Genomic DNA, 21,899 nt, shown 5'->3' with positions numbered 1-21,899 from the left:
GCGCGCCTCAGCGGCGGCGCAGCGCACTCTCGGCGGCGCCCATGTAGTCGCGGGTCAGGGGCAGCGTACGGCGAAGGCGGGTGTACTGGATCTGGTAATTGCACATCGAGCCGCTCTCGAAGGCAGCGGTGGCCCCGGCAAGGTAGAAGATCCACATGCGGTAGAAGCGCTCATCCATCAGGGCGATGATGGCATCCTTGTTTGCAACGCAGCGCTTGTACCACTCGCGCAGCGTGAAGGCGTAGTGCAGGCGCAGGTTCTCGACGTCAGAGGCGATGAGGCGGAACTTTTCGCTGGCCGCGACCGTCTCGCTCAACGCGGGGATGTAGCCGCCCGGGAAGATGTACTTGCGGGTGAAGGCGTCGGTGGTGCCGGGCCCGCCCATGCGACCGATTGTGTGGAGCAGCATCACGCCTTCATCGGCGAGCAATTCCGCAGTGGACTTGAAGAACTGCTTGAACTGCGCCTGGCCGACGTGTTCGAACATGCCGACCGAGACGATGCGGTCGAACTTGTCGCCGCGCTTGGGCATGGCTCGGTAGTCGACGAGTTCGAAGGTGACCTTGTCGCTGACGCTGGCTTCTTCGGCCCGGACCTTGGCGAGTTCGATCTGCTCTTCGCTGAGCGTGATGCCGTGGACCTTCACATCGTAGTGCTTGGCAAGGTAGATCGCCATGCCGCCCCAGCCGCAGCCGATGTCGAGCACGCGCTGGCCCGGCTCGATCGCCAGCTTGGCTGCGATGTGGGCCAGCTTGGCGGTTTGCGCCTGGTCGAGCGTCATGTTCTCTTCCGGCCAGTAGGCGCACGAATACTGCATGTGCTTAAGATCGAGGAAGAGTTTGTAGAGATCGTTGCCGATGTCGTAGTGGTGGGCAATGTTCTTTTTGGCGCTGGCGGCGCGGTTGATGCCGTCAAAGAGCGTGACGGCCTTATCGGTTGCCAGCTTGAGCGGGCTCTTTTCCTTGACCTCGCCGCCGCGATCCCATGGCGCGTTCTGGCGCAGCAGTTGGACGAGTTCCATGATGTCGCCTTCTTCGAGAACGAGCTGGCCGTCCATGAAGGCTTCGGCCGCGCCGATGCGCGGGTCGGTCAGGATACGGCGTTCACCGGCCTTGTCAGTAAAGCGCAGGCGGACGTTGGGATAGCCTTCGGTCGGCGTACCGAAACGGTTCTTCGAGCCATCAGGACGCGAGACTTCGAGGGTGCCGTGGCGAACGCCACTTTCGAGGAACTTGTCTAGAATGGCCATCGTATCCAGTCGTCACTTGTTTGAAGAAGAAAATTTGGCGAGCCGAGCTGCAGGCGTGTAGCGCGCCTAGTTTGGGATAGTTTCAAGTTCGTGCCAGAAAGAGGACATCTCGGGGCTGGGGGACAAGATGTTGCCCGGAATCCACATAGACGGTTTCGCCGCTGGCAAGCGGGCCTTCCGCCAGGAAAAGCGCGGTACGCACGATGTCGTCGGGCGACGTCTTTCGGCGCAGCAGGTTCATGCGGTGCGAGATTTCAGTCTCGTTCTCGGTCTGGTCGTGACTGGCGAGGATGGCTCCGGGGGCCAGGCCATAGACCCGGTCCTGCGGACGCGATCGCGCCATGGAAAGCATCGGGATCGTTGCCGCAAGCGCATGCTTGCTTAGCGTGTAGGAGAAGAAGTCGGGATTGGGATTGCGCAGCTTCTGATCCGTGATCTGGATCAGGCGACGTCCGGAGGGCGCCCGGGCATGCGTAAAGAAGGCTTGAGCCATGCGGGCAGGCGTCCCGGCATTCACTTGCATCGCGGCCTCGAACGTGTCGGGCTGCATATCCACTGCATCGTCGAATTCGAAAACGGCCGCGCAATTGACCATAAGGCGCCAGTCGCCGTGACGCTCGGCGAGATCGCGGACCATGGCGGGGCCCGCTTCCCAGTCATCAAGATCGCAGGAGACGGTTTCGGCCGAAGGTAATTCGTCGGCGAGTGCGCGAGCTTCTTGATGGGAGCGGCCGTAGTGGATGGCGACATGCCACCCTTGCGAACCGAAGGCGCGGGCGAGATGGGCTCCGATACGCTTGGCACCTCCTGTAATCAGGACAGTCCGGGTGTTGCCGCTCACGCGCTGTGATCCGCGCAAGAAAGCGCCCGGGAGGGAGCATGTTCGGGCTTGTTCAGGACTCTAAACGAGGAAGTCCAGTGAGGTATGTGGCACAAGGAGGGACGCATCGTGCTCTATAGGAGCATAACATGTCGGACGTGGGAAGGGGGCTGGCGTGTGGAAAGCGGCAAGGCCAGTGCAGGAAAAGGTTGCACACGGACCGGTGCGGGGTGCCCCAGGCCCGGAAAGCCAACGGCACATGCGCCGCGGCGGAACTCCTGCAGCTCCGTCGCGGCGCGGTGAAAATCTCAGCGGAAATTTAAAGCTATCAGCGGCAGCGGATATCGCCCTTGTCGATTTCCCGGCCAAGCGCGCCGCCGAGTACGCCGCCCAGAATGGTGCCCAGAGTGCGATCGCCGCGACCGGCCAGTTCATGGCCAGCCAGGGCGCCGACACCCGCGCCAATGATGAGGCCGGTCGTCCCGTTGTCGCGGCGGCAGTAATAGCGTCCATCACGGCCGCGCCAGACATGGGAATTACGGCTGATACGCCGGGGCGAACGGTAGCGTCCGCGCGCATCATAGAGGCCGCGGCGCTCGTCATGCCGGTAATCGCGGTGGTGCTTGTTGCGATAGCCATGCGCCGGGGCATGACGAGGGGGGGCTGCAAAAGCGGCAGTTGGGAGCAGGTTTGCTCCGGCAATCGCGAGGACGAGGCCCATAAGCGGATGTTTCATTTCGAGTATCCTTGATTCGGTATGCTTGGCCGCGCCTTGCCTCAAGCGTGGCGAACCTCACATGAACCGGATCGGGGATGAACGTCGGACGACCTGCCGCAGGGACTCTATTCAAGAACTCGGCTGGCGGTTGCTATTGAAGGCGAGATTCCGGACTGTAAGCCGGTAGGGAATGGGGGCTGGAGTTCCATTTGACCATCCAGCTCTGCAGGTGGTCGAACGGAAGCGGGCGGCTTATGCCGTAGCCTTGGCCGAAGGGGCACCCCAGCGAGACCAGAAGGGCGCGCACGGATTCGTCTTCGATGCCTTCGGCAACAAGACTGATGCCCAAACTGTTGCACAGGACAACGAGGGACGTGATCAGCGATTGATCGAAGGTGCTTTGGGTGCAGCGCGATATGAAGGAGCGATCGATCTTGATTTCATCGATCGTGAAGTCCCGGAGATAGCCAAAGGAGGTGAAGCCTGCGCCGAAGTCGTCGATGGAAAGGCGCACGCCTTCGTGATGGAGCCTCTCGACGACACGCCGGGCTTGCGCGGGGTGGGCGATGAGCGCGGTTTCCGTCAATTCCAGGATCACGCGCTCCGGGTTGATCTGGTGCATGGAAATGCTTTTCAGCACATTCTCCACGAAGCTGGGGCGCTCCAGCATGCGCGCCGAGACGTTGATGGAGATGCTGGTGTCCGGCCAAGCTTCGTGGACCGTCGCAAACTGGCCAAGGACCGTATCCAGGCACAGGATCGTGAACGGTTCGATCAGGGGGGATTGTTCGACGACCCGGATGAGCTGTTCGGGAGATACATCGCCACTGTCGTGCGGAACCCAGCGGACCAGAGCTTCGAAGCCGGTGACCCGGGCGTGGAGCAGGTCAATCTTGGGCTGCCAGTGCCACTGGATCTCGCGCGCCGCGATGGCTTCGGCTAGCTCTTCAAGGAGGCCCTTGTGATCAAGCTCGTCGGGGTCCTGAAGCTCCTGGCTGCGCGCCACACACGTCTTCTCGACGCCAGTCTTGGCCTTGTACATCGCGCTGTCCGCGGCCGAGAGAAGAGCCGTGGGTGAGAAACTGAGCTGTGGGCACAGGGCCATGCCCAAGGACGCACCGACATAGAGGACGCGGTTGTCGTGGAGAACGGGTTGTTCGATCAGCTGATTGATCTTCTCGCCCATTGCCGTGGCGGCATCCACCGTGGCGACGGACTCCAGGATGATCGCGAATTCGTCACCGCCAAGGCGGGCGACGGTGTCGACTTCGCGCAAATGCGCGCGCAGCCGGCGCGCGACCGTCTGCAGAACCACGTCTCCCGCGGCATGGCCGAGACTGTCGTTGATTTCCTTGAAGCGGTCGAGATCCACCATCACGACCGCGAAACTGTCGCCGCTGCGGCGGGCCCGCGCACAGGCCTGGGTCAGGCGGTCGAAGAAAAGCGTGCGGTTGGGCAGGTCGGTGAGAGGGTCATGAAGGCTCTTGTGGGTCAGTTCCGCCTCGGCCTGGCGCACGGCCTTGCGGTCCTGCCTCCAGGCGATGCCCTCCTCGATGGAGGCGGCGACGTTTTCAGCCGAGAGCATGCGCTTGGTGAGAAACTCGGTCATGCCCTGCTTGATCGAATCCGCGGCGATCTCGGCGCTGCCATGGCCGGTCACGGCGATGATAGGGCAGTCCGGATCCAGTTCTTCGCGAATGGCCGGGAGCAGCTCGCGGCCGTCTCCGTCGGATAGGCCGAAGTCAAGAAACACGATGTCGAAACGGCTGTCCGGGTTGCGGATCAGTTCCAGAGCCTCGCAGCGTGAAGCGGCCTCCTCGACGTGTACGTTCCAGGCCGTGCGATGCAGCATGCGGGAGAGCTTTTCACGATCGACATCATCGTCATCGACGATGAGAACCTCGAGAATATCGCCGTCACCGGAGCCGTGGTGATCGTGCGGGAAGCGCTGCTTGTCCTTGGTCATAAGGCGTCTCGCGGGAGATTTTGAGTGCCGGTGTACTTGCGAATGAAGTCGGCCAACCGGGCGAACTGCGGGCCCACGGTAGACTTTACCATGTAGCCAGCTACGTGTTCGTCGTAGGCACGTCGCATGTCCTGATCGCGGGCCGACGTGCTCAGGACGAACACAACGCTACGTCGCAAGGCCGGATCGTTGCGCAAGGTCTGGAGGAACTGGAAGCCGTCCATGTCAGGCATGTTGAGGTCGAGAAGGATGATGTAGGGCGGGCAGATGTGTTTGGTGGGATGTTCACCGCGCAAGATGGCCAGGGCCTCGCGGCCGTCCCCGGCCGTCAGGGTCGGGCAGCTCACGTCGTGCCGCCGGAAGGAACGGAGCACACCCTCGAGGGCTACATCGTCGTCATCGACGATAAGGACGGTGCATTCGACGACGTTCGATGGTCTCTGTATGTCCGGTGGCGTTTCAACCATCCTTGAATTCCCGAAGCAGAATGCGTGGCCAATAGATATCGAAGCGGGCGCCTCCCATCTCGCCGTGCGGCGTGACGCTGATCATGCCGCCATTCGCGTTGATCATGCGCCGGGTAAACGCCAGGCCGACGCCATCGCCTTCCACCCGGGTCGATCCTCGATGAAAGAGCTTGAAAATACGTTCCTCGTTCCCGGAGGGTATTCCCTGTCCGTCATCCTCGACGGTGAAAACGGTGAAGCGGCCATCCTCGGTGACTTCAATGCGGATGCGTCCAGTGGACGAGCCGTGATGTTTGACCGCGTTGTTGAGGAGGTTCCGCAGGGAGGCGTACAAAGGTGCTCGGGCGGCTTTCAGCGGGCCCACTTTCACCTTGATCTCCAGGGAGAAGCTGCCGGGGACATTGGTTGTCGCAAGCACCTCGTCGATCACGTCACGGGGCTCGAGTTTTTCAAGCTGCGGGTCGCGGACCCCGATACGGGCGTAGTTCAAGAGGTCGTCGATCATCTGTTCGGCGCGCTCGATTCGGATCGCGACGCGTTCGAAATTGCGCGTGACGTCGGGGGAAAGTTCGTGGCCCTCGAGGTCTTCGCGGATCCAGCTCACGAGGTCGGCGATACCCCGCAAAGGGGAGCGCAAGTCGTGGCTGGCGACATACGTGAATTCTTCCAGTTGGGCGTTGGTCTGCTGCATGGCGACTTCGGAGCGCTTGCGATGCGTGATGTCGGTGACGATGGCCATATACAGTGGCTGGCTGGAGTTCTCGTGGCGGGTGAGAGCGATCTCGATCGGGAACTCTTGCCCTGAGCGGTGCAGGCCGGTGAGGTCTCTTCCAACACCCATCATTCGTGAACCGGGCCTTTTTACGTAACCCTGGAGATGATCGCGATGCGCAGAGCGGTAGCGTTCGGGGATCAGCATGGTCAATGACTGGCCGATCAGTTCCTCCCGGGAATAGCCGAAATCGGCGCCGACCGTCCGGTTCGCCTTGACGATACGTTGGCGGCTGTCGACGACAAGAAGGCCTACAGGGAGGTTCTCGAATATCTGGGCGAAGCGCCGTTCCGCGGTCATGATGCGTTCGAGACTGCGCACGAACACGATGGCATTGGCTTCTGGAGACTCGGGGAAGGGGGACAGTGTAAGTTCCACCGGACGTTCCGAGCGGTCGCCGCTTGGAACCATCATGCGGCGAGTCCAACCCGCACGTGTCTCGACCGGCGCTTGAAAGTGGATGTCGACCATGTGGCGTAAGGTTTCCGCGTCGCTTTCCTTAAGCCAGGTATAGATCAGCGAATGGCGCAGCGGCTCGGGATCTGCCTCGCCCAGAAGATTAGCGGCGCTGGCGTTGGCTCCGGAGATCAGGCCCGTGCGCTCAATTATCAAAGCGCCGATGGGAGCATAGAGCAGGGCGCCCGGAAGTTCGTGCCCGCAGGAAATCGTCGTTGTCACGCCTGCCCCCTTGCGAAAGCTCTCTCGTCTCCCCGCGCGGGTGAGGCTCGAGGCCAGTACCTGCAGGTGTCAGAAGAATGCTCAGGCTAAGGGGCAATTGGTTGGGAAGTCACGAAGTCGAGAGCTGGGGAACCTGCCTAGGCGAGGCCCCGCAGATCAGGGGACGGGCTCAGATGTCGACAAACTTGCCTGCCTCGCGGTCCTTGCGCACCTGCAGGCCGTTGAAGACGGTGCCGCTCATAGTGATCCAGACGCCGGGGGCCGAGTTCTGCACCGTGGCGAAGGCCATGCCGAGATTGAACGCGGCATCGCTTTCAGCGAACCTGGCCGGGGTGAGGGCGCCGCACAGGACAATCGTCTTGTCCTGAATGCGGGCGAGCGCCTGCGCGGTCTCGGTCATGGTGTCGGTGCCGTGGGTGAGCACGATCCGCGTCTCGGGAGCGGCGCGGATCGTCTGGGCGATCAGCTCGCGGTCTTCCTCGGTGAGTTCCAGGCTGTCCTTGCGCAGAAGTTCGACAAGACGGAAAGGATGTGCGACCCGCGCTGTTTCGAGCAGCTTGCCCATCACGCTTTCGGTGATCTGGTATTCGCTGAGGGCATCGAAATAGTGTTTGTCGATCGTACCGCCGGTCGTGACGACGAGAATGGGGGAGTGGTTCATACCTGTAGCTTTAGCAGCCTTGCCGCGTGCAAAAAAGCATCGGTCCCAAGTTGTCCCGGGAGCTTCAGGCACTGGATTGGCGGGAGCTCACTCGGTTCCAGTCGATTGAGGCGATGAGATCATCGACGAAAGCTTCGCATTCCGCAGCACCGGGCTTTACCGGGCGCAGAAGAATATCGGTGCGAAAGCCGGTCATTGCCCAGGTAACTACAGTGGTGAGGCGCCGGGCATCGTCTTCGCAAAATGCAGTGGCGAAGAAGCGATGGACCTCGCGCCGGACTTTTTCTGGGCCCCGGGTGTAGAACATCTCGTTGATTTCGGGGAAGCGTTCGCCTTCGCTCAGCACGAGCCGGAAGAGCCGGATCGAATGATCTTTGAGAAGGCAGTCGAGAAACCGCAGGCACGCCCGGCGCAGCGCCGGACAGGAGAAGGTATGGCGGGTCAGGACTTCATCGATCTCCTGCGAGAATTGCCCCACCAGATCGTCGATGACGGCTGCGAACAGCTCCTCCTTCGAAGCGAAATGCGACCACATGGTTGCTTTCGAACAACTCAGGGCATCCGCAACGGCGCTCATGCTCGTCGCGGCGTATCCCTGCTCGAGGAAGGATTCGCGGGCGGCCTCCACGATCTCCGCTCGCTTGCGCGCCTTGTTGCGCTCTCGTTTCCCAATGTTTTGATCCATAACTAAACTGGATGGTACACTTTTCTGTTGACTCTTGCAAGGGGCGCAACGATAAAAAGTGTACTGATGAGTACGATATCCCCCTTACGAGTCGCAGCAAGTGTCCTCTTGGCTGCCACGCTTTCGCTTGCCGGATGTGCGCCGGACCTAGGGCCCAAGCCCGAGATCCGACCGCTATCTTCGTTCGAAACGGAACGGTCGATCACGGCTGCCGGACGGGGCGAAGAATGGCCTCCGTCCCAGTGGTGGCGGGGCTACAATGACCCGCAGCTGGACGGCTTGATCGAGGCGGCCCTCGCGGATTCGCCGGATCTGGCCTCCGCGATTGCACGCGTGCGCCAGGCGCGCGGCGCACTCCAGGCATCACGTTCGAGCTTGCTGCCCTCGCTGGGTGCGCAAGGCTCGGGCGAATTTGCCAAGCAGAGCTACAACAACGGAACTCCGTCGTCTGCCCTTCCACAAGGCTGGGAAGACTACGGGACCCTGGCCCTGTCCGCGAACTGGAACCTGGATATCTGGGGCAAGAACCGCGCGCTCCTTGCGGCTGCCACCTCGGCCACAGGGGCGGCCCTTGCTGAAGTGCGGCAGGCGGAACTTGTCCTGACCAGCGAAATCGCATCGTCCTACTTCGACCTCGGACGCCTGCTGGAGCGCGAGAAGGTTCTCGAGGAAGCGCTGGAGGTGCGGGAAAGCTCGGAGGAACTGACGGCCAAGCGGTTCGAGCACGGGCTGGAGAACGAGGTGCCTGTGCGCCAGGCACGGGCCGAGATGGCCCGAGCGCGGGGGCTGATCGTCGCGAACCGTGAGCAGATCGCCCGACGGCGCCACGCGCTCGCATCCCTTCTTGGGGCTGGACCGGACCGAACGCACGATCTTGTTCCGGCCCAACTCGACGGTATCGAGGTGACGCGCGTGCCGACAGATGCGGGGATCGCTCTTGCCGGGCGCAGACCGGACATCGTCGCGGCGCGCCGTATTGTTGAGGCTTCGCAAAGCGGCACGGAATATGCCCGCAAGTCGTTCCTGCCTGACGTGTCGCTTGGAGGCCTGCTCGGATTGACCTCGCTCGGCATATCAAATCTGTTCGATGATGGTTCCGACTATGGCAGCGCGGGGGCGGCGGTCAGTCTGCCGATCTTCCAAGGTGGCGCTCTCTCCGGTCGTTACCGCGTGGCGCGGGCCGGGTACGATTCGATGGTCGCGAGCTACAACAAGACTGTCATCGAAGCTCTGCAGGAAGTCGCAGACGCGATTGCGAGCCGGGATTCCGCGTCTCGTCAGCGTGAGCACGCCCTTAACGTCCAGACAGAGGCCGAGGCTGCGTTCGCTCTCGCCTCGCAGCGCTACGGGGCGGGGCTCACCACCTATATCGAGGTTCTGACCAGCCAGACTTCCGAACTCGACGCGCGCCTCTCCGCGCTTGATGTCCAGTTTGCAACGCTCGCCAGCGATATCGCGCTCAAGCGCGCGCTTGGCGGCGGTTATGCCGAAGAAAATGACGAGAAAGCCAATAGCGATGACTGACACGAATACGGGCGGCGGGTCCGGGGCCGAGGGTGCACCGGAAAAGGGCAGCGTCATCCACAAGAGCAAGCGCAAGACGCTCCTCATGGGACTGGGCGGGGTCGTGGCCGTCGCGGCGGTGCTGTGGGGCGGCTATGAATTCATCATCGGCAGCCGCTCGGTCTCAACCGACAACGCCTATGTGGCTGGCGAAAACGCCGATGTCACGCCGCTGACCTCGGGCCGCGTGATCGAGGTCCTGGTCACGGATACGCAGCCTGTCCGCAAGGGGCAGCTCCTGTTCCGTATCGAGGACAAGGACCAGAAGATCGCGCTGGCCGAGGCGGAAGCAAGCCTGGAACGCGCCAAGCGTATGTACGGGCAATCCCTTGCCAATAACGAGGCCCTAGCCGCGGCGGCAGATGCCAACCAGGCGCAGATCGATACCGCGCGGGCCAATCTCCAGGCGGCTCGGGCCGATCTGACGAAGGCCACCTCGGACTTTACCCGGCGCGATGCCCTGGCGGGCTCAGGCGCCGTGTCGACCGAGGAGTTGACCTCGGCGAAGCAGGCGCTGGATTCGGCGCAAGCGGCATATGAACAGGCGCGGGCCGCGATCAAGCAGGCCCAGGCCGGCGCCGTCAGTGCACGCCAGCAGGAGCAGGCCGCCGTTGCCTTGACGAAGGGAACCGACGTAGAGACCGCGCCCGAGATCAAGTTGGCTCAGGCTCGCTACGAAGCCGCCAAGCTGGACCTTGAGCGCACGGTTGTGCGCGCGCCGATCGCAGGCGTCGTGGCGCAGCGTTCGATCCAGGTTGGCCAGAAGATCCAGGATGGTTCGCCCGCGATGGTCATCGTCCCTGTCGACAAGCTCTATGTCGATGCCAACTTCAAGGAAGACAAACTGGGGCAGGTGCGGGCCGGCCAGAGTGCTACGCTGACTTCCGACTTCTATGGCGGCGATGTCGAGTATCACGGCAAGGTCGTCGGTTTCTCGGGCGGCACGGGCGCGGCCTTCTCGTTGATACCGGCCCAGAACGCGACCGGTAACTGGATCAAGGTCGTGCAGCGCCTTCCGGTGCGTATCGAGCTCGACCGGGACGAATTGAAGGCCCACCCCTTGCGCGTGGGACTTTCGATGGAAGCCGAGATTGACCTGACGAGCGAGCGGTAATGGCACCGGATGCTGCCGCCGCGCCGACCTCACCGCTTGGAGAGGGCGGGACCTTCTCCGGCGCCAAGCTTGCGATCACTGCCTTCGTCCTTGCGATGGCGAACTTCGTGGTCGTGCTCGACATGACGATCGCCAATGTCTCGGTTCCGCATATCGCCGGGGGGCTTGCGGTTTCCACAGAGAGCGGGACCTGGGTGATCACCACCTATGCGGTTGCCGAGGCGATCTGTGTTCCCTTGACGGGCTGGCTGGCCGGGCGCTTCGGCGTGGTCCGGATGTTCTTGATGTCGATACTCGGCTTCGGGCTGTTTTCGGCGCTTTGCGGGGTCTCGGGCAATCTGACGGTCCTTCTGATCTTCCGGTTGGGGCAAGGGCTGTGCGGCGGTCCGTTGATGCCGCTCTCGCAGACGCTGCTGCTCAAGATATTCCCGCCCGAATCGCATCCCAAGGCGATGGCGATGTGGGCGATGACCGTCGTAGTCGCGCCTATCGCGGGGCCGATTCTGGGCGGCTATATCTCCGACAACTGGGACTGGCGCTGGATCTTCCTGATCAACGTGCCGATCGTGGTCGCGGTATTCCTCTCACTGGCCTATCTGCTGCGCGATGTGGCTTCGCCCAAGCGGTACCTGCCGATCGACAAGGTCGGACTCGCCCTTCTCGTGATCTGGGTCGGGGCATTCCAGATGATGCTCGATCTCGGGCATGATCGGGACTGGTTCCACAACACCACGATTTGCATCCTTGCGGTCGTTGCAGCCATTTTCTTTGCGATCTTCGTGATCTGGGAGCTGACCGAAGAGTATCCCATTGTCGATCTGGCGGTGTTCCGGCACCGAGGGTTCAGCGCTTCGACGTTTGCCCTGGCGCTGGCCTTCGCAACCTACTTCTCGGCTGTGGTGATCGTACCACAGTGGCTGCAGGGAGGGATGGGATACACCGCGACCTGGGCGGGTATCGCGATGGCGCCCGCTGGAGTTCTGGCGGTCTTCGCATCGCCTATCGTGCCCAAGCTCATGCAGCGAGCCGATCCGCGCCTTCTGGTGTTCCTGGGCGTCTCATGGCTGGCGTTCTGCGCGTACCTGCGCACATACTGGTCAACCGATTCAACGCTCTGGCAGGTGGCCTTCCCGCAATTAATTCAGGGTATAGGTGTCGCATTCATGATCGTCCCGCTGACGACTATCGGCCTGGCCTCCGTGGATCCGGACGAAACCGCCTCGGCGGCGGGTATCTCCAACTTCGGGCGAACTTTGGCAGGGGCTATCGGGACTTCGGTCGTGACGACCTTCTGGGCCAATCTGGAGCGCAGCGATGGCGCCGATCTGGTCGCGAGTATGAACCACACGGACCGCACGATGTCGGCGCTGCAGGCGCAGGGAATGCCGGTCGAAATGGCGCGTTCTGCGATCGAGCGGATCGTGGCCTTGCAGGCCCAGGCGCAGGCAACTGTGCACGTTGCCATGTATTCGGCCATCGCGCTTCTGATCGCCGCCTTTGCGATCTGGTTCGCCCCCAGACCCAAGCGCGGGATGAAGCCAGCGTCGAGTCACTAGGCGCAAGGTAGAGGGCTGTCAGCCGCCTCTCGCAGCATGGCGCACTTTAGGTGGTGGCGGCGCAGTTGGTGAGGATGTCGGCGGCCAGTTCGGCAAGGCCCAGTTCGGCGCTCGCCGCCCCGGCCTCGACGGCGGCGGCGGGGGCCTGCGGGACGGTGGCTGTGTTTCGGTCTTGCGCCAGCGTGCGGCAACCCGCCGCCTGGAGCAGTTTGAGCCCCTTGGCGCCGTCCTCGCCCATGCCGGTAAGCACGGCGCCGATCGCGGACATGTTGCCGCGCGACAGCGAGCCGAAAAGAAGCGTCGCGGAGGGCCGAAAGCCGCCCACCGGATCGCGTTCCACCATGCGCACCTTTGCTGGCGCGCCCGGCTCGACGATCACGTGCCGGGCGGGATCGTAGGCGATGTGTACCGTGCCGGGCTTGAGTTCGGCGCCATCTGCGGCGGCCACCACTGCGCACCGGCAGTCCTTGTCAGCCTTGGCGATGAACATTTCGGCCAGCATCGGCTCTGTCTGCAGGATGATGACCGTCGGCGGGCAGGCCTTGGGATACTGCCCTAGCACTTCTGTGAGGGCATCGACGCCGCCCATGGAGGTGCTGAAGGCCGCGATCATGCCGTTGGACTGGTAGCCGCTGTCGTCACCCGCCTCGCCCTCGCTGCGCGCGGCCTTGGGGCGGGGCTTGTCGCGGACGTTGGAATTGGCGGCGGCCAAGACGATCTTACCCAGTTTGCCCACCGTCTTGGCGAACTGTTCCGGGGTTGCCTTGAGGGGCTTGGGAAAGCATTCCACCGCGCCAAGTTCGAAGGCCTTGAGCGAGGTCTCGGTCCCGCTCTGGGTCAGGCTGGAAAGCATGACCACGGGCAGGGGGTTGCCTCCGTTCATGATCTCTTCGAGAAATTCGATACCGCTCATGCCGGGCATTTCGACATCGAGCGTGACGACGTTCGGCTGGAGCTCGGCGATCTGTTCGCGCGCTTCTGCGGCATTGGCGGCGGTGCCGATGACGCGGATGTTCTTGGATTGCTCCAGGACATCGCAGAACAGGGCGCGCATCGCCGCGGAATCGTCGACTACCAGGACGCGGGCGTCATGCATGGAGTGAAACCTCTTTTGTGCTTCCGGACTGCCGGATCGGCACGGAGGTAAGTCAATGGCTCCGACGATTTCCCTTAAGCGTCTTACGCAAAATGCCGGAGATTGAGGCAAACCCGCTGTTGGCAGCCACGCGGCTAACTCCCCGTTCGACGCCCCGGCCACCTCGGCCCTGACAGTTCGGCGATCGCATTCGCGAGGGTTTTATGTCGAAGCTATCGAACCACATGCCGTGCCGCCACGGGACTTGCCTGAACCACTCTAGCCTGTCCTGCGGGGCGTGAGGGGGGCGTTTTGATGGGGACCATCTCACTGCCGGTACGGTGTGACCGCGCCGCCGCCGAAGCCCTCTGGCCCGAACTTGTCGGCGCGGTCGGCAACGCGCCCATCGAGATCGATGGCAGCAGCGTCGAGCATGTCGGACAGGCGGTTCTCCAGCTCCTGGTGTCGGCCCGCCGCAGCGGAGGCGGAGCGCGTATCGAGGCCTCGCCGGCCCTGCTGCAGGCGGCCGCACTGACCGGCCTTCAATCGGAACTCTTCGAAGAGGGGAATGCATGAGTCCGGAAGAAATCCAGCAGATATTCTTCGTTGAGTGCGAGGAATCTCTGGCGGCCGCCGAAGCCGGTTTGGCTGCCTGCCGCGCGGGAACGCAGGATGCCGATACCGTTAACGGCGTGTTTCGCGCGGTGCATTCCATCAAGGGAGGGGCAGGCGCGTTCGGTTATGGCGCGCTCCAGGCCTACACGCACACGTTCGAGACGCTGCTTTCGGATGTGCGCGAAGGCCTGGTGGAGATTGCCCCGCCGCTGATCGACCTTCTGCTGCGGGCGCTCGACACGCTTGCCGATCATGTGGAGGCCGCGCGCGAGGGCGGGGATGCGCCTGACGATGCCGGACTGATCGCGGAGATGGAAGGCGCCATGGCCGCGAACGCCGGGAGCGCGCCACAGAGCTCGGCTTCGGCCTCTTTGTCGGTTGAGGAACCGGTGCAGGTCAACACGCAAGAGGCGGGGGAAGGCGGCGACGAGGACGATCTTGAAATTGATCTCGATGCTTTGCTCGATGATCTGACTGCGGATTTTGACGCGGCCGGGTCCTCCGAAAAGTCGCCGGAAGGTGCGTCCTGGCAACTGCACTTACGGCCCCGGGCGGGAGCCATGCGCAATGGCAACGAGCCACTTTTGATGCTGCGCGACGTTGCTGAACTGGGCGGAACGTGCCTCCACTGCGATGTCGGCCAGGTTCCGCAGCTGGACAGCTTCGATGTCGCGCAAGGCTATCTGGGCTGGACCTTCGCCATTCCCGACACGGTGATCGAGGAGCGGGTCCGCGACATCTTCGACTTCATCGGCGACGACTGCGCGATTGCGGTGGGCGCCGACGAGCGTATCCCTGATGTCGAGCTGGACGAAGCTGCTACGCCTACAGCGGCACTTTCACCGGCCGTGGCAGCGTCCAATGGCAAGGCTTCGCCGCAGGACGCGGGCTCCCCGGCACCGGAGGAGGTGCGCTCTCTCCAGAGCGTCGGCGCTGTCGCACCGGCCGGTGCGGACGCGGCGAATACGCCGCCAACCGGGGGCAAACCCGCAGCTGCCCTTGGCGCACAGCCGGCGTCTCAGGGGGCCGGGCAATCCATCCGCATCGATTTGTATAAGCTTGACCGCTTGATCGATCTGGTCGGGGAACTGGTCATCGCCCAGGCCATGCTTGTGCAACGTCTGGACGGCGTGCATGTCAATGCCAGCGAGGAACTGTCGCTGCTGGAGAGCCTAACGCGCGATATCCAGGAATCGGCGATGTCTATCCGAGCCCAGCCCATTGCCTCGGTTTTCAGCCGTGTGCCCCGCATTCTTCGCGATCTTGCCACGTCCACCGGCAAGCATGTCCGCCTCGAAGTCCATGGCGAGACGACGGAACTCGACAAGACGGTCATCGAGCGTCTCGGCGAGCCTCTCACCCACCTGATCCGCAACGCGGTCGATCACGGCATCGAGAAGGCGGAAGATCGCATTGCGGCGGGCAAGTCGCCGGAAGGTACGCTGAGTCTATCCGCAGAGCATCGTTCGGGCCGGATTGTCATCTCGATTGCCGATGATGGCGCGGGGATCAATCGTAAGGTCGTGCTGGCCAAGGCGATCGAGAAGGGCATCATCGGGCCCGATGCGCAGCTTTCCGCCGAAGAGATCGACAATCTGATCTTTGCGCCCGGCTTCTCGACGGCAGCGCAGATTTCGAACATTTCCGGGCGAGGGGTCGGTATGGATGTCGTGCGCCAGAACGTGAAGGATCTGGGCGGCCGCATCACCATCGAGAGCACGCCCGGCAAGGGCACGGCCTTCATTCTGACGATGCCGCTCACGCTGGCTATTTCGGACGGCATGATCGTCAATGTCGGAGACCAGACGATGGTCGTGCCGCTGGCGCATGTCGTGGAAAGCCTGCGTCCCGGCGAGGGCGATGTGAAAGGACTGGGCTCGCAACGGCAGATGCTCAACGTGCGCGGCCAGTTCATCCCGGTCATCACGCTGGGCAGCGAACTTGGCGCGGCCTGCAACGCGACGACGCCCGAGGAAGGGGTACTCATCGTCGTTGATACCGAGAGTGCTGGTCAGGCGGCCTTGCTGGTCGATGACATCCAGGACCAGAGGCAATTCGTCATCAAGAGCCTGGCAACCAACTTCCGTCCCGTCGAAGGCGTTGCCGGGGCCACGATCCTGGGCGATGGCCGGGTGGCTCTCATCGTCGATGTCGATGGTCTGGTTGCCTGCGCGCTGCCCTCACACGAGAGGCAGGCTGCGTGAACGCGACGCTGGAAATGGCCGATGCGATACCGGGGATCAGCCCCGATATCTATGGTCCGGCGGACTTCGCGGAAGTCGCCAAGATCGTGCACGAGGCGGCGGGCATCGTCCTGCCTTCGGGCAAGTCGATGCTCGTCTATTCGCGGCTCGCGCCGCTGGTTCGGTCGAGCGGTCTCGTCACCTTCGGTAAGTATATCCAGCGCCTGCGCGTGGACCGGGGAGAACTGAACCGGGCCGTGGCCGCTCTGACCACCAACCATACCTTCTTCTATCGCGAGGCGCACCATTTCGAGCACCTGCAAGCCCAATTGCGTCCGCACCTCGTGCGTACGCTGAAGGACGGAGGTAAGGTCCGGGTCTGGTCTGCAGGCTGTTCGAGTGGCGAGGAAACCTGGTCGATTACCATGTCGCTCCTGGGGCGCGACCGCCACGAAGGGCTGCAATTGGCCCGGGCCGATCTGCGCGTTCTTGCTACCGATCTTGCCCCCCACGCGGTCGAGGCGGGCAAGGCGGCGATGTATGCCGCCAAGGACCTGAAGCCGGTGCCCGAGGCGCTGCGCAATGCCTGGGTGGTGGAACGCGGTGACGAGGCAGTCATTCACGATACCGCGCGATCGATCGTACGTTTTCGGTTACTCAATCTTCTGGGGGACTGGCCGATCCGAGGGCGTTTCGATTGCATCTTCTGTCGCAATGTCATGATCTATTTCGACAACCCGACGAAAGAACGACTGGTCCAGCGGTTCTGCGAAGCGCTGCAGCCGGGAGGCTACCTCTACATCGGGCATTCCGAGCGGGTCACGGGCCCTGCCATGAACATGCTGAACCTTGTCGGTCCCACGATCTACCAGAGGAGCGTCGCATGACGGTGCGTGTGCTGATTGTCGATGACTCGGCTACCATGCGCGCCATCCTCCTGTCGCGCCTCAGCGAGCAGCCTGACATTACCGTGGTCGATACCGCGTCCAATGCGGCCGAAGCGCGTGAGCTGATCAAGAAGCACGACCCCGACGTCGTGACGCTGGATATCGAGATGCCGGGCATGAACGGCCTTGCCTTCCTCGAGAAGATCATGACGCTGCGCCCCACGCCGGTCATCATCGTGTCCGGAGCGACGCAAGAAGGCAACGATGTAACCGCGCGTGCGCTCGCGCTGGGGGCAGTCAATTGCTATTCCAAGTACGACATGTCGGGAAAGCTCACGCTTAACGACAGCGGAGAACTGGGGCGGCTCATCCACGACGCGGCACAGGTGCGCTTCCACAAGCCTGCCCGGGTCTCGCCCGTGGTCGCCGAGGAAAGCCGCCGCGTGATCCGGCGCGATGCGAAGCTGATCGCGATCGGCTCCTCGACCGGCGGCGTAGAGGCATTGCAGGTCCTCCTTCGCGAGTTTCCGGCTGACTGTCCGCCCACGGTCATCGTCCAGCACGTCAATCCGCGCTTTGCGCCTGCGATCGCGCGTACGCTGGACAAGATCTGCCCGGCGCCTGTGCAGGTGGCTGTTAACGACATGCCGCTGGTCGCGGGTAACGTCTATCTTGCCGCGGAGCCCGATCATCACCTGCTGGTGCGGGGGAGCGGCACCTTTTATGCCAAGCTGCGCCGGGGGGAACCCGTCTCCGGTCATTGTCCGAGCGTTGATGTGCTGTTCGGTTCGGTCGCGCAGACCGTCGGCGCCGAGGCTGTGGGCATACTTCTGACCGGCATGGGCAGGGATGGCGCGCAGGGCCTTCTGGCAATGGCGGAAACCGGGGCGCATACGATCGCGCAGGATGAAAGCACCTGCACGGTCTTCGGAATGCCGCGCGCGGCCATTGCCCTTGGGGGCGCGCGCGTGGTCGCCCCAATCAACCGGATCGCGCGCCATGCGCTGAATAGGGCTGCCTGATGTCTGGTCTCGATTTCATGAACAACGGAAATGTGAAGCTGACGGTGCTGCAGGGGCAGTTCAAGGTGAGTTCGGGCGCGCGAGTGGAGCTGAGCACCGTGCTGGGCTCGTGCGTGGCGACGTGCCTCTACGATCCGGCCGTGGAGCTTGGTGGAATGAACCACTTCCTCCTGCCTGAGCCGCCCGCGAGCCACGACCGCGGCCAGGTCGACGTGCACTACGGGGTCTACCTCATGGAAATGCTCATCAACGAGATGCTCAACTACGGCGCGCGCAAGGATCGGCTGCGGGCACACCTCTATGGCGGCGCGAACATTCGTTCGGGTATGCAGCAGATCGGCACCGCCAATGCCGAGTTCGCCCGGGGCTTCCTGCTAAGCGAGCGCATCGAGCTTGTCCGGGAGGACCTGGGAGGGAGCAATGCGCGCCGGGTAGATTTCCGGCCGCAGTCCGGAATGGTCCGCTGCCGCTCGGTTTCCAGCTCCGATGCTCCCGTGGAAGTTCGTACCCAACCCATCGCGCGCCCGGCACCGCGGGGCGATGTCGAACTGTTTTGACCAAGTGAGGCACGCAATGTCCAAGAATACCCGTATCCTGACTGTCGATGACAGTGCCTCCATGCGGGCGCTGCTCAACCATGCCCTTTCCACCAACGGCTTCGAAGTGTCGCAGGCGGATGATGGCGTGTCGGCGCTCGAGTGGTTGGCGGTGAACGAAGTCGATGTTGTGATTACCGACATCAACATGCCGCGTCTCGATGGCTTCGGTCTCATTGAGCAGGTGCGCGGCGGCACGCGCCATCGCGACCGTCCGATCCTCGTCCTGACCACAGAGAGCTCCGACGAGAAGAAGGCGCGGGCCCGCGCGGCGGGTGCGACCGGGTGGATCGTGAAGCCCTTTGATACCGAGAAGCTGGTCGCGGCCGTGCGACGGGTGGCTCACTAACCAAAAGCAACACCAAGGAGGTGCTCCCATGTACCGCGAACTGATCACATTCGAAGTTGCGGGGCAGATTTTCGCCCTCGATATCATGGCTATACGGGAAATCCGCGCGTGGACACCGGTGACCCCGATGCCCCGCGTGCCGCACTACGTATCCGGCGTCGTCAACTTGCGCGGGACGGTGCTCCCCGTTGTTGACCTTGCAGCCCGGCTGGGTTGGCCGGCGACCGAGGCCACGCCGCGCCACGCGATCATCGTGTGCCAGGTCAATGGCCAGTCGCAGGGACTGATCGTGGATTCGGTGAGCGATATCGTCGGCCTCAACACCGAAGACCTGCAACCCGCGCCAACGGCGGGCTACGACGAAGTGCTGCCCTTCCTCGAAGGTCTTGTTGCGATCGAGGAGCAGATGGTCATGGTATTGGACCTCAATGCGCTGAGCGCGTCCGGAGAGGTGGCCTTCGCGGCGTGAGCGGAGCGTAAGCAATGGATGAACCCAAGTTCAACGCGATGGCCGAAGTCCTTCTCGAACTGGGCACCGAAGTCGAAGCCCTGGGCGAAGTCCTGTGCCGCGACGAAAACTTTGCTGCGCTTCACTTGCGCGAACTCCAGGCAATCGACCTGATCGCCCAGAAACAGCGTGCGCTGGCTGCCATACTCGCGGCCGGTTTCAGTGAGAGCGAGATGCGCCGTATCAGCCTCGAGGCCCTGCGTTCGCGTTTCTGTGGCTTTATGGATGACAGCGTGACCTGCTGCGAAGTGCCGATTGAAAGCGGCCCTTCGCAGGATGCGCTGGGATTGTGGGACTAATGGGCAGCGGGTAAGCCCGGAGCATGAGCTACACAACCCCGCTCGATTCCGGTTCGCCCGATCCACGTCGCCACGCCCCCGCCACGTTACGCAACCGCGCACCGATCCTGACGCTGCTGCGCGAGGAATTGCCTGAGAGCGGGCTCGTGCTGGAAGTGGCAAGCGGGAGTGGTGAGCATGCCGTGCATTTTGCGGCAGGGCTCCCGGGGCTCGTGTGGCAGCCTTCCGACCCCGATTCCAAGGCCTGCGCGTCCATCGCAGCCTGGGGCGCGCAGGAAAGCCTTTCAAACCTGTGTGCACCGATGATGCTGGATGCTGCGCAGCCTGCGCAATGGCCGGTGAGCCGCGCGGACGCGATGGTCTGCATCAATATGGTGCACATCAGTCCCTGGAGCGCGACGCAAGGGCTTTTTATCGGCGCGGCCGGGAGGCTGAATGCAGGCGCGCCATTGGTGCTCTATGGTCCCTACCGGGAAGCCGACGTCGAAATCGCGCCGTCCAACCTCGAGTTCGACCAATCGCTCAAGGTGCGCAATCCGGCCTGGGGGCTGCGGGAGCTCTTCGATGTGGACGCGTTGGCCACGAACTCCGGTTTTGTTCGTAGCCGACGGGTTGAAATGCCTGCTAACAACCTGCTCCTCGTCTATCGGCGGGCGGAGGCGCGCTAGCTTTCGGCAAAGGCCCGTTTCGTGAGCCGCGGCAGGACGGCGAACTGGCCGGCCGCGCGTGCGACGAACAGCATCATGAAGGCGAGCCACAGGCCGTGATTGCCTAAGGGGGACAGCAGCCCGAGCAGCGCAACATAGAGCGCGAACGCCACGGCCATCGTACCCATCATCGCGCGCGTCCAGCCTGCGCCGACGAATACCCCGTCGAGCACGAAAGAGGACATGCCGACGGCGGGTAGCACCATGATCCAGATGATGTACTCCTGGTTGGCGGTGCGGACCTGCGGCGATGCGGTAAACGCGTCGGCGAGGCTGGGTGCGGCGGCCAGATAGATGAGGGAGAGGGCGAACCCCATGACCGCGCCCCAGCCCAGCGCGAGGCGCACGGTGTGCCGGAACTGCTTGGCTTCGCGCGCGCCGTAGGCTTCGCCACACAGCACCTGCGCTCCGTTCTCAAACCCGTCGAGCAGAAGTGTAGCGAGCATGAAAAGCTGGAACAGGATGCCGTTTGCAGCGAGTGTGACAGGGCCTGCCTGCGCGCCTGTGCGGGCAAAGAGCATCATGGCGCCGGTCAGAAGCAGCGTGCGAAGGAACAGGTCGCGGTTGAGCGCGAAAAGGCGGGCCAGTGCACTGCGCTGCCAGGTCTCCGCATGAAGCACCTGACGGGCCGCAATGCGCGAGGCGGGACGATGGAGGCCAATCCCGATCAGAAGCACAAGGCGAAGTCCTTCGGACAGCAGGCTTGCCAGCGCCACGCCTTCGACGCCCCAGCCTGCCCCCAGAACGAGCACAAGGTCGAGCGCCACATGTACGATGTTAGTCGTGATCTCGACGGCAAGGACATGGCGGACCATTCGCTGGCCGACAAGCCAGCCGATCAGAACGCAATTGAGTAGCCACAGCGGTGCGCCCCAGTAGCGCAGGGCCACGTACGAGTGGGCTTCCTCGCGCAGGGGGCCGTGGGCTCCAAGGAAATCGAGTCCGGCAGGGATCGCCAGCGGCATCGCCCCAATCAGCAGCACTCCGATCCCAAGCGCCACGGCCATGGCGCGCACGAGAGTGGTCGCCTGCGCATCGAGATCGCTGCGGCCTGATCCCTGGGCGGTCAGTGCAATCGTGCCGGTGCGCAGGAAGTTGAAGACGTTGAGCAGGCCCATTGTGAACTTCGCACCGAGTTCGACAGCTCCTTGCGCTGCAGGATCTCCAAGCCGGCCGATCGCCCACATGTCAGCCAGCCCGAAAAGGGCTGTTGCCACATTGGTCAGCATGGCCGGAAAGGCGATCGACCAGAGCTGGACGGTCAACGAGGGCGGGGCGGTAGATTGGCTCACAGCGGAGAAGGGCATTCCAGAACGTGGGTTGCAGCGCACTCCACGCTACCCGAGAGCGCCTTGCGGAGCAAATCTGACTTTGGAGTGACAGGCGAGGGGGGAGAGGGGGTGACGGGG

Annotated in this window: 22 protein-coding genes; 12 read left to right on the top strand and 10 right to left on the bottom strand. The window is 63.1% G+C overall.

The features are described from left to right. Nucleotides 1-7 precede the first annotated feature (7 nt). The 8 genes from FMM79_RS00635 to FMM79_RS00600 all read right to left on the bottom strand — a co-directional run bounded on the left by FMM79_RS00635 (nt 8) and on the right by FMM79_RS00600 (nt 8,016). Nucleotides 8-1,249 (bottom strand): cyclopropane-fatty-acyl-phospholipid synthase family protein, encoded by a 1,242-nt coding sequence (locus FMM79_RS00635; RefSeq protein WP_148625193.1) that lies wholly within the window; start codon nt 1,247-1,249, stop codon nt 8-10. Between the two features lie 82 nt (nt 1,250-1,331). Further along, nucleotides 1,332-2,090, bottom strand: coding sequence for an SDR family oxidoreductase (locus FMM79_RS00630; RefSeq protein ID WP_240338885.1), 759 nt, complete (start codon nt 2,088-2,090; stop codon nt 1,332-1,334). Between the two features lie 307 nt (nt 2,091-2,397). After that, nucleotides 2,398-2,805, bottom strand: a complete 408-nt coding sequence (locus tag FMM79_RS00625) for a glycine zipper 2TM domain-containing protein (RefSeq protein WP_148625191.1) — start codon at nt 2,803-2,805, stop codon at nt 2,398-2,400. A 133-nt stretch (nt 2,806-2,938) separates the two neighbouring features. Beyond that, nucleotides 2,939-4,753 carry a bifunctional diguanylate cyclase/phosphodiesterase gene (locus FMM79_RS00620; protein ID WP_148625189.1) on the bottom strand — a complete coding sequence of 605 codons (1,815 nt, stop codon included), beginning with the start codon at nt 4,751-4,753 and terminating at the stop codon, nt 2,939-2,941. After that, nucleotides 4,750-5,220: a response regulator gene (locus FMM79_RS00615; protein ID WP_148625187.1), complete on the bottom strand. Its 471-nt coding sequence runs from the start codon at nt 5,218-5,220 to the stop codon at nt 4,750-4,752. The genes FMM79_RS00620 and FMM79_RS00615 overlap by 4 nt, the downstream gene beginning before the upstream one ends. After that, entirely contained in the window at nt 5,213-6,670 is a 1,458-nt protein-coding gene (locus tag FMM79_RS00610; RefSeq protein WP_240338884.1) for a PAS domain S-box protein, read from the bottom strand. Before FMM79_RS00610 ends, FMM79_RS00615 begins: the two co-directional genes overlap by 8 nt. 169 nt (nt 6,671-6,839) lie before the next feature. Continuing rightward, a complete protein-coding gene (locus tag FMM79_RS00605; RefSeq protein ID WP_148625186.1) occupies nt 6,840-7,331 on the bottom strand; it encodes an asparaginase domain-containing protein in 492 nt (163 codons plus the stop codon). Between the two features lie 64 nt (nt 7,332-7,395). After that, nucleotides 7,396-8,016: a TetR/AcrR family transcriptional regulator gene (locus tag FMM79_RS00600; protein ID WP_148625184.1), complete on the bottom strand. Its 621-nt coding sequence runs from the start codon at nt 8,014-8,016 to the stop codon at nt 7,396-7,398. A gap of 66 nt (nt 8,017-8,082) precedes the next feature. Between FMM79_RS00600 and FMM79_RS00595 the strand changes: the two genes are divergently transcribed. Genes FMM79_RS00595 through FMM79_RS00585 form a run of 3 tightly spaced genes read left to right on the top strand, consistent with a single transcriptional unit; the run spans nt 8,083 to nt 12,249 of the window. Then, complete coding sequence (locus tag FMM79_RS00595; RefSeq protein ID WP_148625182.1) at nt 8,083-9,540, top strand: efflux transporter outer membrane subunit; 1,458 nt, start codon at nt 8,083-8,085, stop codon at nt 9,538-9,540. Next, complete coding sequence (locus FMM79_RS00590; protein WP_240338883.1) at nt 9,533-10,693, top strand: HlyD family efflux transporter periplasmic adaptor subunit; 1,161 nt, start codon at nt 9,533-9,535, stop codon at nt 10,691-10,693. The genes FMM79_RS00595 and FMM79_RS00590 overlap by 8 nt, the downstream gene beginning before the upstream one ends. Continuing rightward, complete coding sequence (locus FMM79_RS00585) at nt 10,693-12,249, top strand: DHA2 family efflux MFS transporter permease subunit (protein WP_148625178.1); 1,557 nt, start codon at nt 10,693-10,695, stop codon at nt 12,247-12,249. The genes FMM79_RS00590 and FMM79_RS00585 overlap by 1 nt, the downstream gene beginning before the upstream one ends. A 46-nt stretch (nt 12,250-12,295) precedes the next feature. Here the strand turns inward: FMM79_RS00585 and FMM79_RS00580 are convergent, their stop codons facing one another. Further along, entirely contained in the window at nt 12,296-13,345 is a 1,050-nt protein-coding gene (locus FMM79_RS00580) for a chemotaxis protein CheB (protein ID WP_148625175.1), read from the bottom strand. A gap of 294 nt (nt 13,346-13,639) precedes the next feature. On the opposite strand from FMM79_RS00580, the gene FMM79_RS00575 reads away from it, so the two are divergent. The 9 genes from FMM79_RS00575 to FMM79_RS00535 are packed head-to-tail and all read left to right on the top strand — an operon-like array spanning nt 13,640 to nt 20,451. Then, nucleotides 13,640-13,900, top strand: coding sequence for a lipid asymmetry maintenance protein MlaB (locus tag FMM79_RS00575; RefSeq protein ID WP_148625173.1), 261 nt, complete (start codon nt 13,640-13,642; stop codon nt 13,898-13,900). Then, nucleotides 13,897-16,143: a chemotaxis protein CheA gene (locus FMM79_RS00570; RefSeq protein ID WP_148625170.1), complete on the top strand. Its 2,247-nt coding sequence runs from the start codon at nt 13,897-13,899 to the stop codon at nt 16,141-16,143. The genes FMM79_RS00575 and FMM79_RS00570 overlap by 4 nt, the downstream gene beginning before the upstream one ends. Further along, nucleotides 16,140-17,009, top strand: a complete 870-nt coding sequence (locus FMM79_RS00565; protein WP_148625168.1) for a protein-glutamate O-methyltransferase CheR — start codon at nt 16,140-16,142, stop codon at nt 17,007-17,009. Before FMM79_RS00570 ends, FMM79_RS00565 begins: the two co-directional genes overlap by 4 nt. Continuing rightward, complete coding sequence (locus FMM79_RS00560; RefSeq protein WP_148625165.1) at nt 17,006-18,031, top strand: chemotaxis response regulator protein-glutamate methylesterase; 1,026 nt, start codon at nt 17,006-17,008, stop codon at nt 18,029-18,031. The genes FMM79_RS00565 and FMM79_RS00560 overlap by 4 nt, the downstream gene beginning before the upstream one ends. After that, nucleotides 18,031-18,588, top strand: coding sequence for a chemotaxis protein CheD (locus tag FMM79_RS00555; RefSeq protein ID WP_205466409.1), 558 nt, complete (start codon nt 18,031-18,033; stop codon nt 18,586-18,588). Before FMM79_RS00560 ends, FMM79_RS00555 begins: the two co-directional genes overlap by 1 nt. A gap of 16 nt (nt 18,589-18,604) precedes the next feature. Then, nucleotides 18,605-18,976 (top strand): response regulator, encoded by a 372-nt coding sequence (locus tag FMM79_RS00550; protein ID WP_084592158.1) that lies wholly within the window; start codon nt 18,605-18,607, stop codon nt 18,974-18,976. 28 nt (nt 18,977-19,004) lie between these two features. Next, on the top strand, nt 19,005-19,445 hold the full coding sequence (locus FMM79_RS00545; RefSeq protein ID WP_148625161.1) for a chemotaxis protein CheW: 441 nt from the start codon (nt 19,005-19,007) through the stop codon (nt 19,443-19,445). Nucleotides 19,446-19,459: 14 nt separating this feature from the next. After that, on the top strand, nt 19,460-19,783 hold the full coding sequence (locus FMM79_RS00540) for a hypothetical protein (RefSeq protein ID WP_240338882.1): 324 nt from the start codon (nt 19,460-19,462) through the stop codon (nt 19,781-19,783). Between the two features lie 23 nt (nt 19,784-19,806). Next, nucleotides 19,807-20,451, top strand: a complete 645-nt coding sequence (locus FMM79_RS00535; RefSeq protein ID WP_148625159.1) for a DUF938 domain-containing protein — start codon at nt 19,807-19,809, stop codon at nt 20,449-20,451. Here FMM79_RS00535 and FMM79_RS00530 read toward each other — a convergent pair. Then, entirely contained in the window at nt 20,448-21,782 is a 1,335-nt protein-coding gene (locus FMM79_RS00530; RefSeq protein ID WP_240338881.1) for an MATE family efflux transporter, read from the bottom strand. The two genes, FMM79_RS00535 and FMM79_RS00530, sit on opposite strands and share 4 nt — an antisense overlap. Between the last annotated feature and the right edge of the window lie 117 nt (nt 21,783-21,899).

The organism is Novosphingobium sp. BW1, assembly GCF_008107685.1.
In the GTDB taxonomy this organism is placed as follows: Bacteria; Pseudomonadota; Alphaproteobacteria; order Sphingomonadales; family Sphingomonadaceae; genus Novosphingobium.
This window is presented reverse-complemented; position numbering and strand designations above follow the sequence as displayed.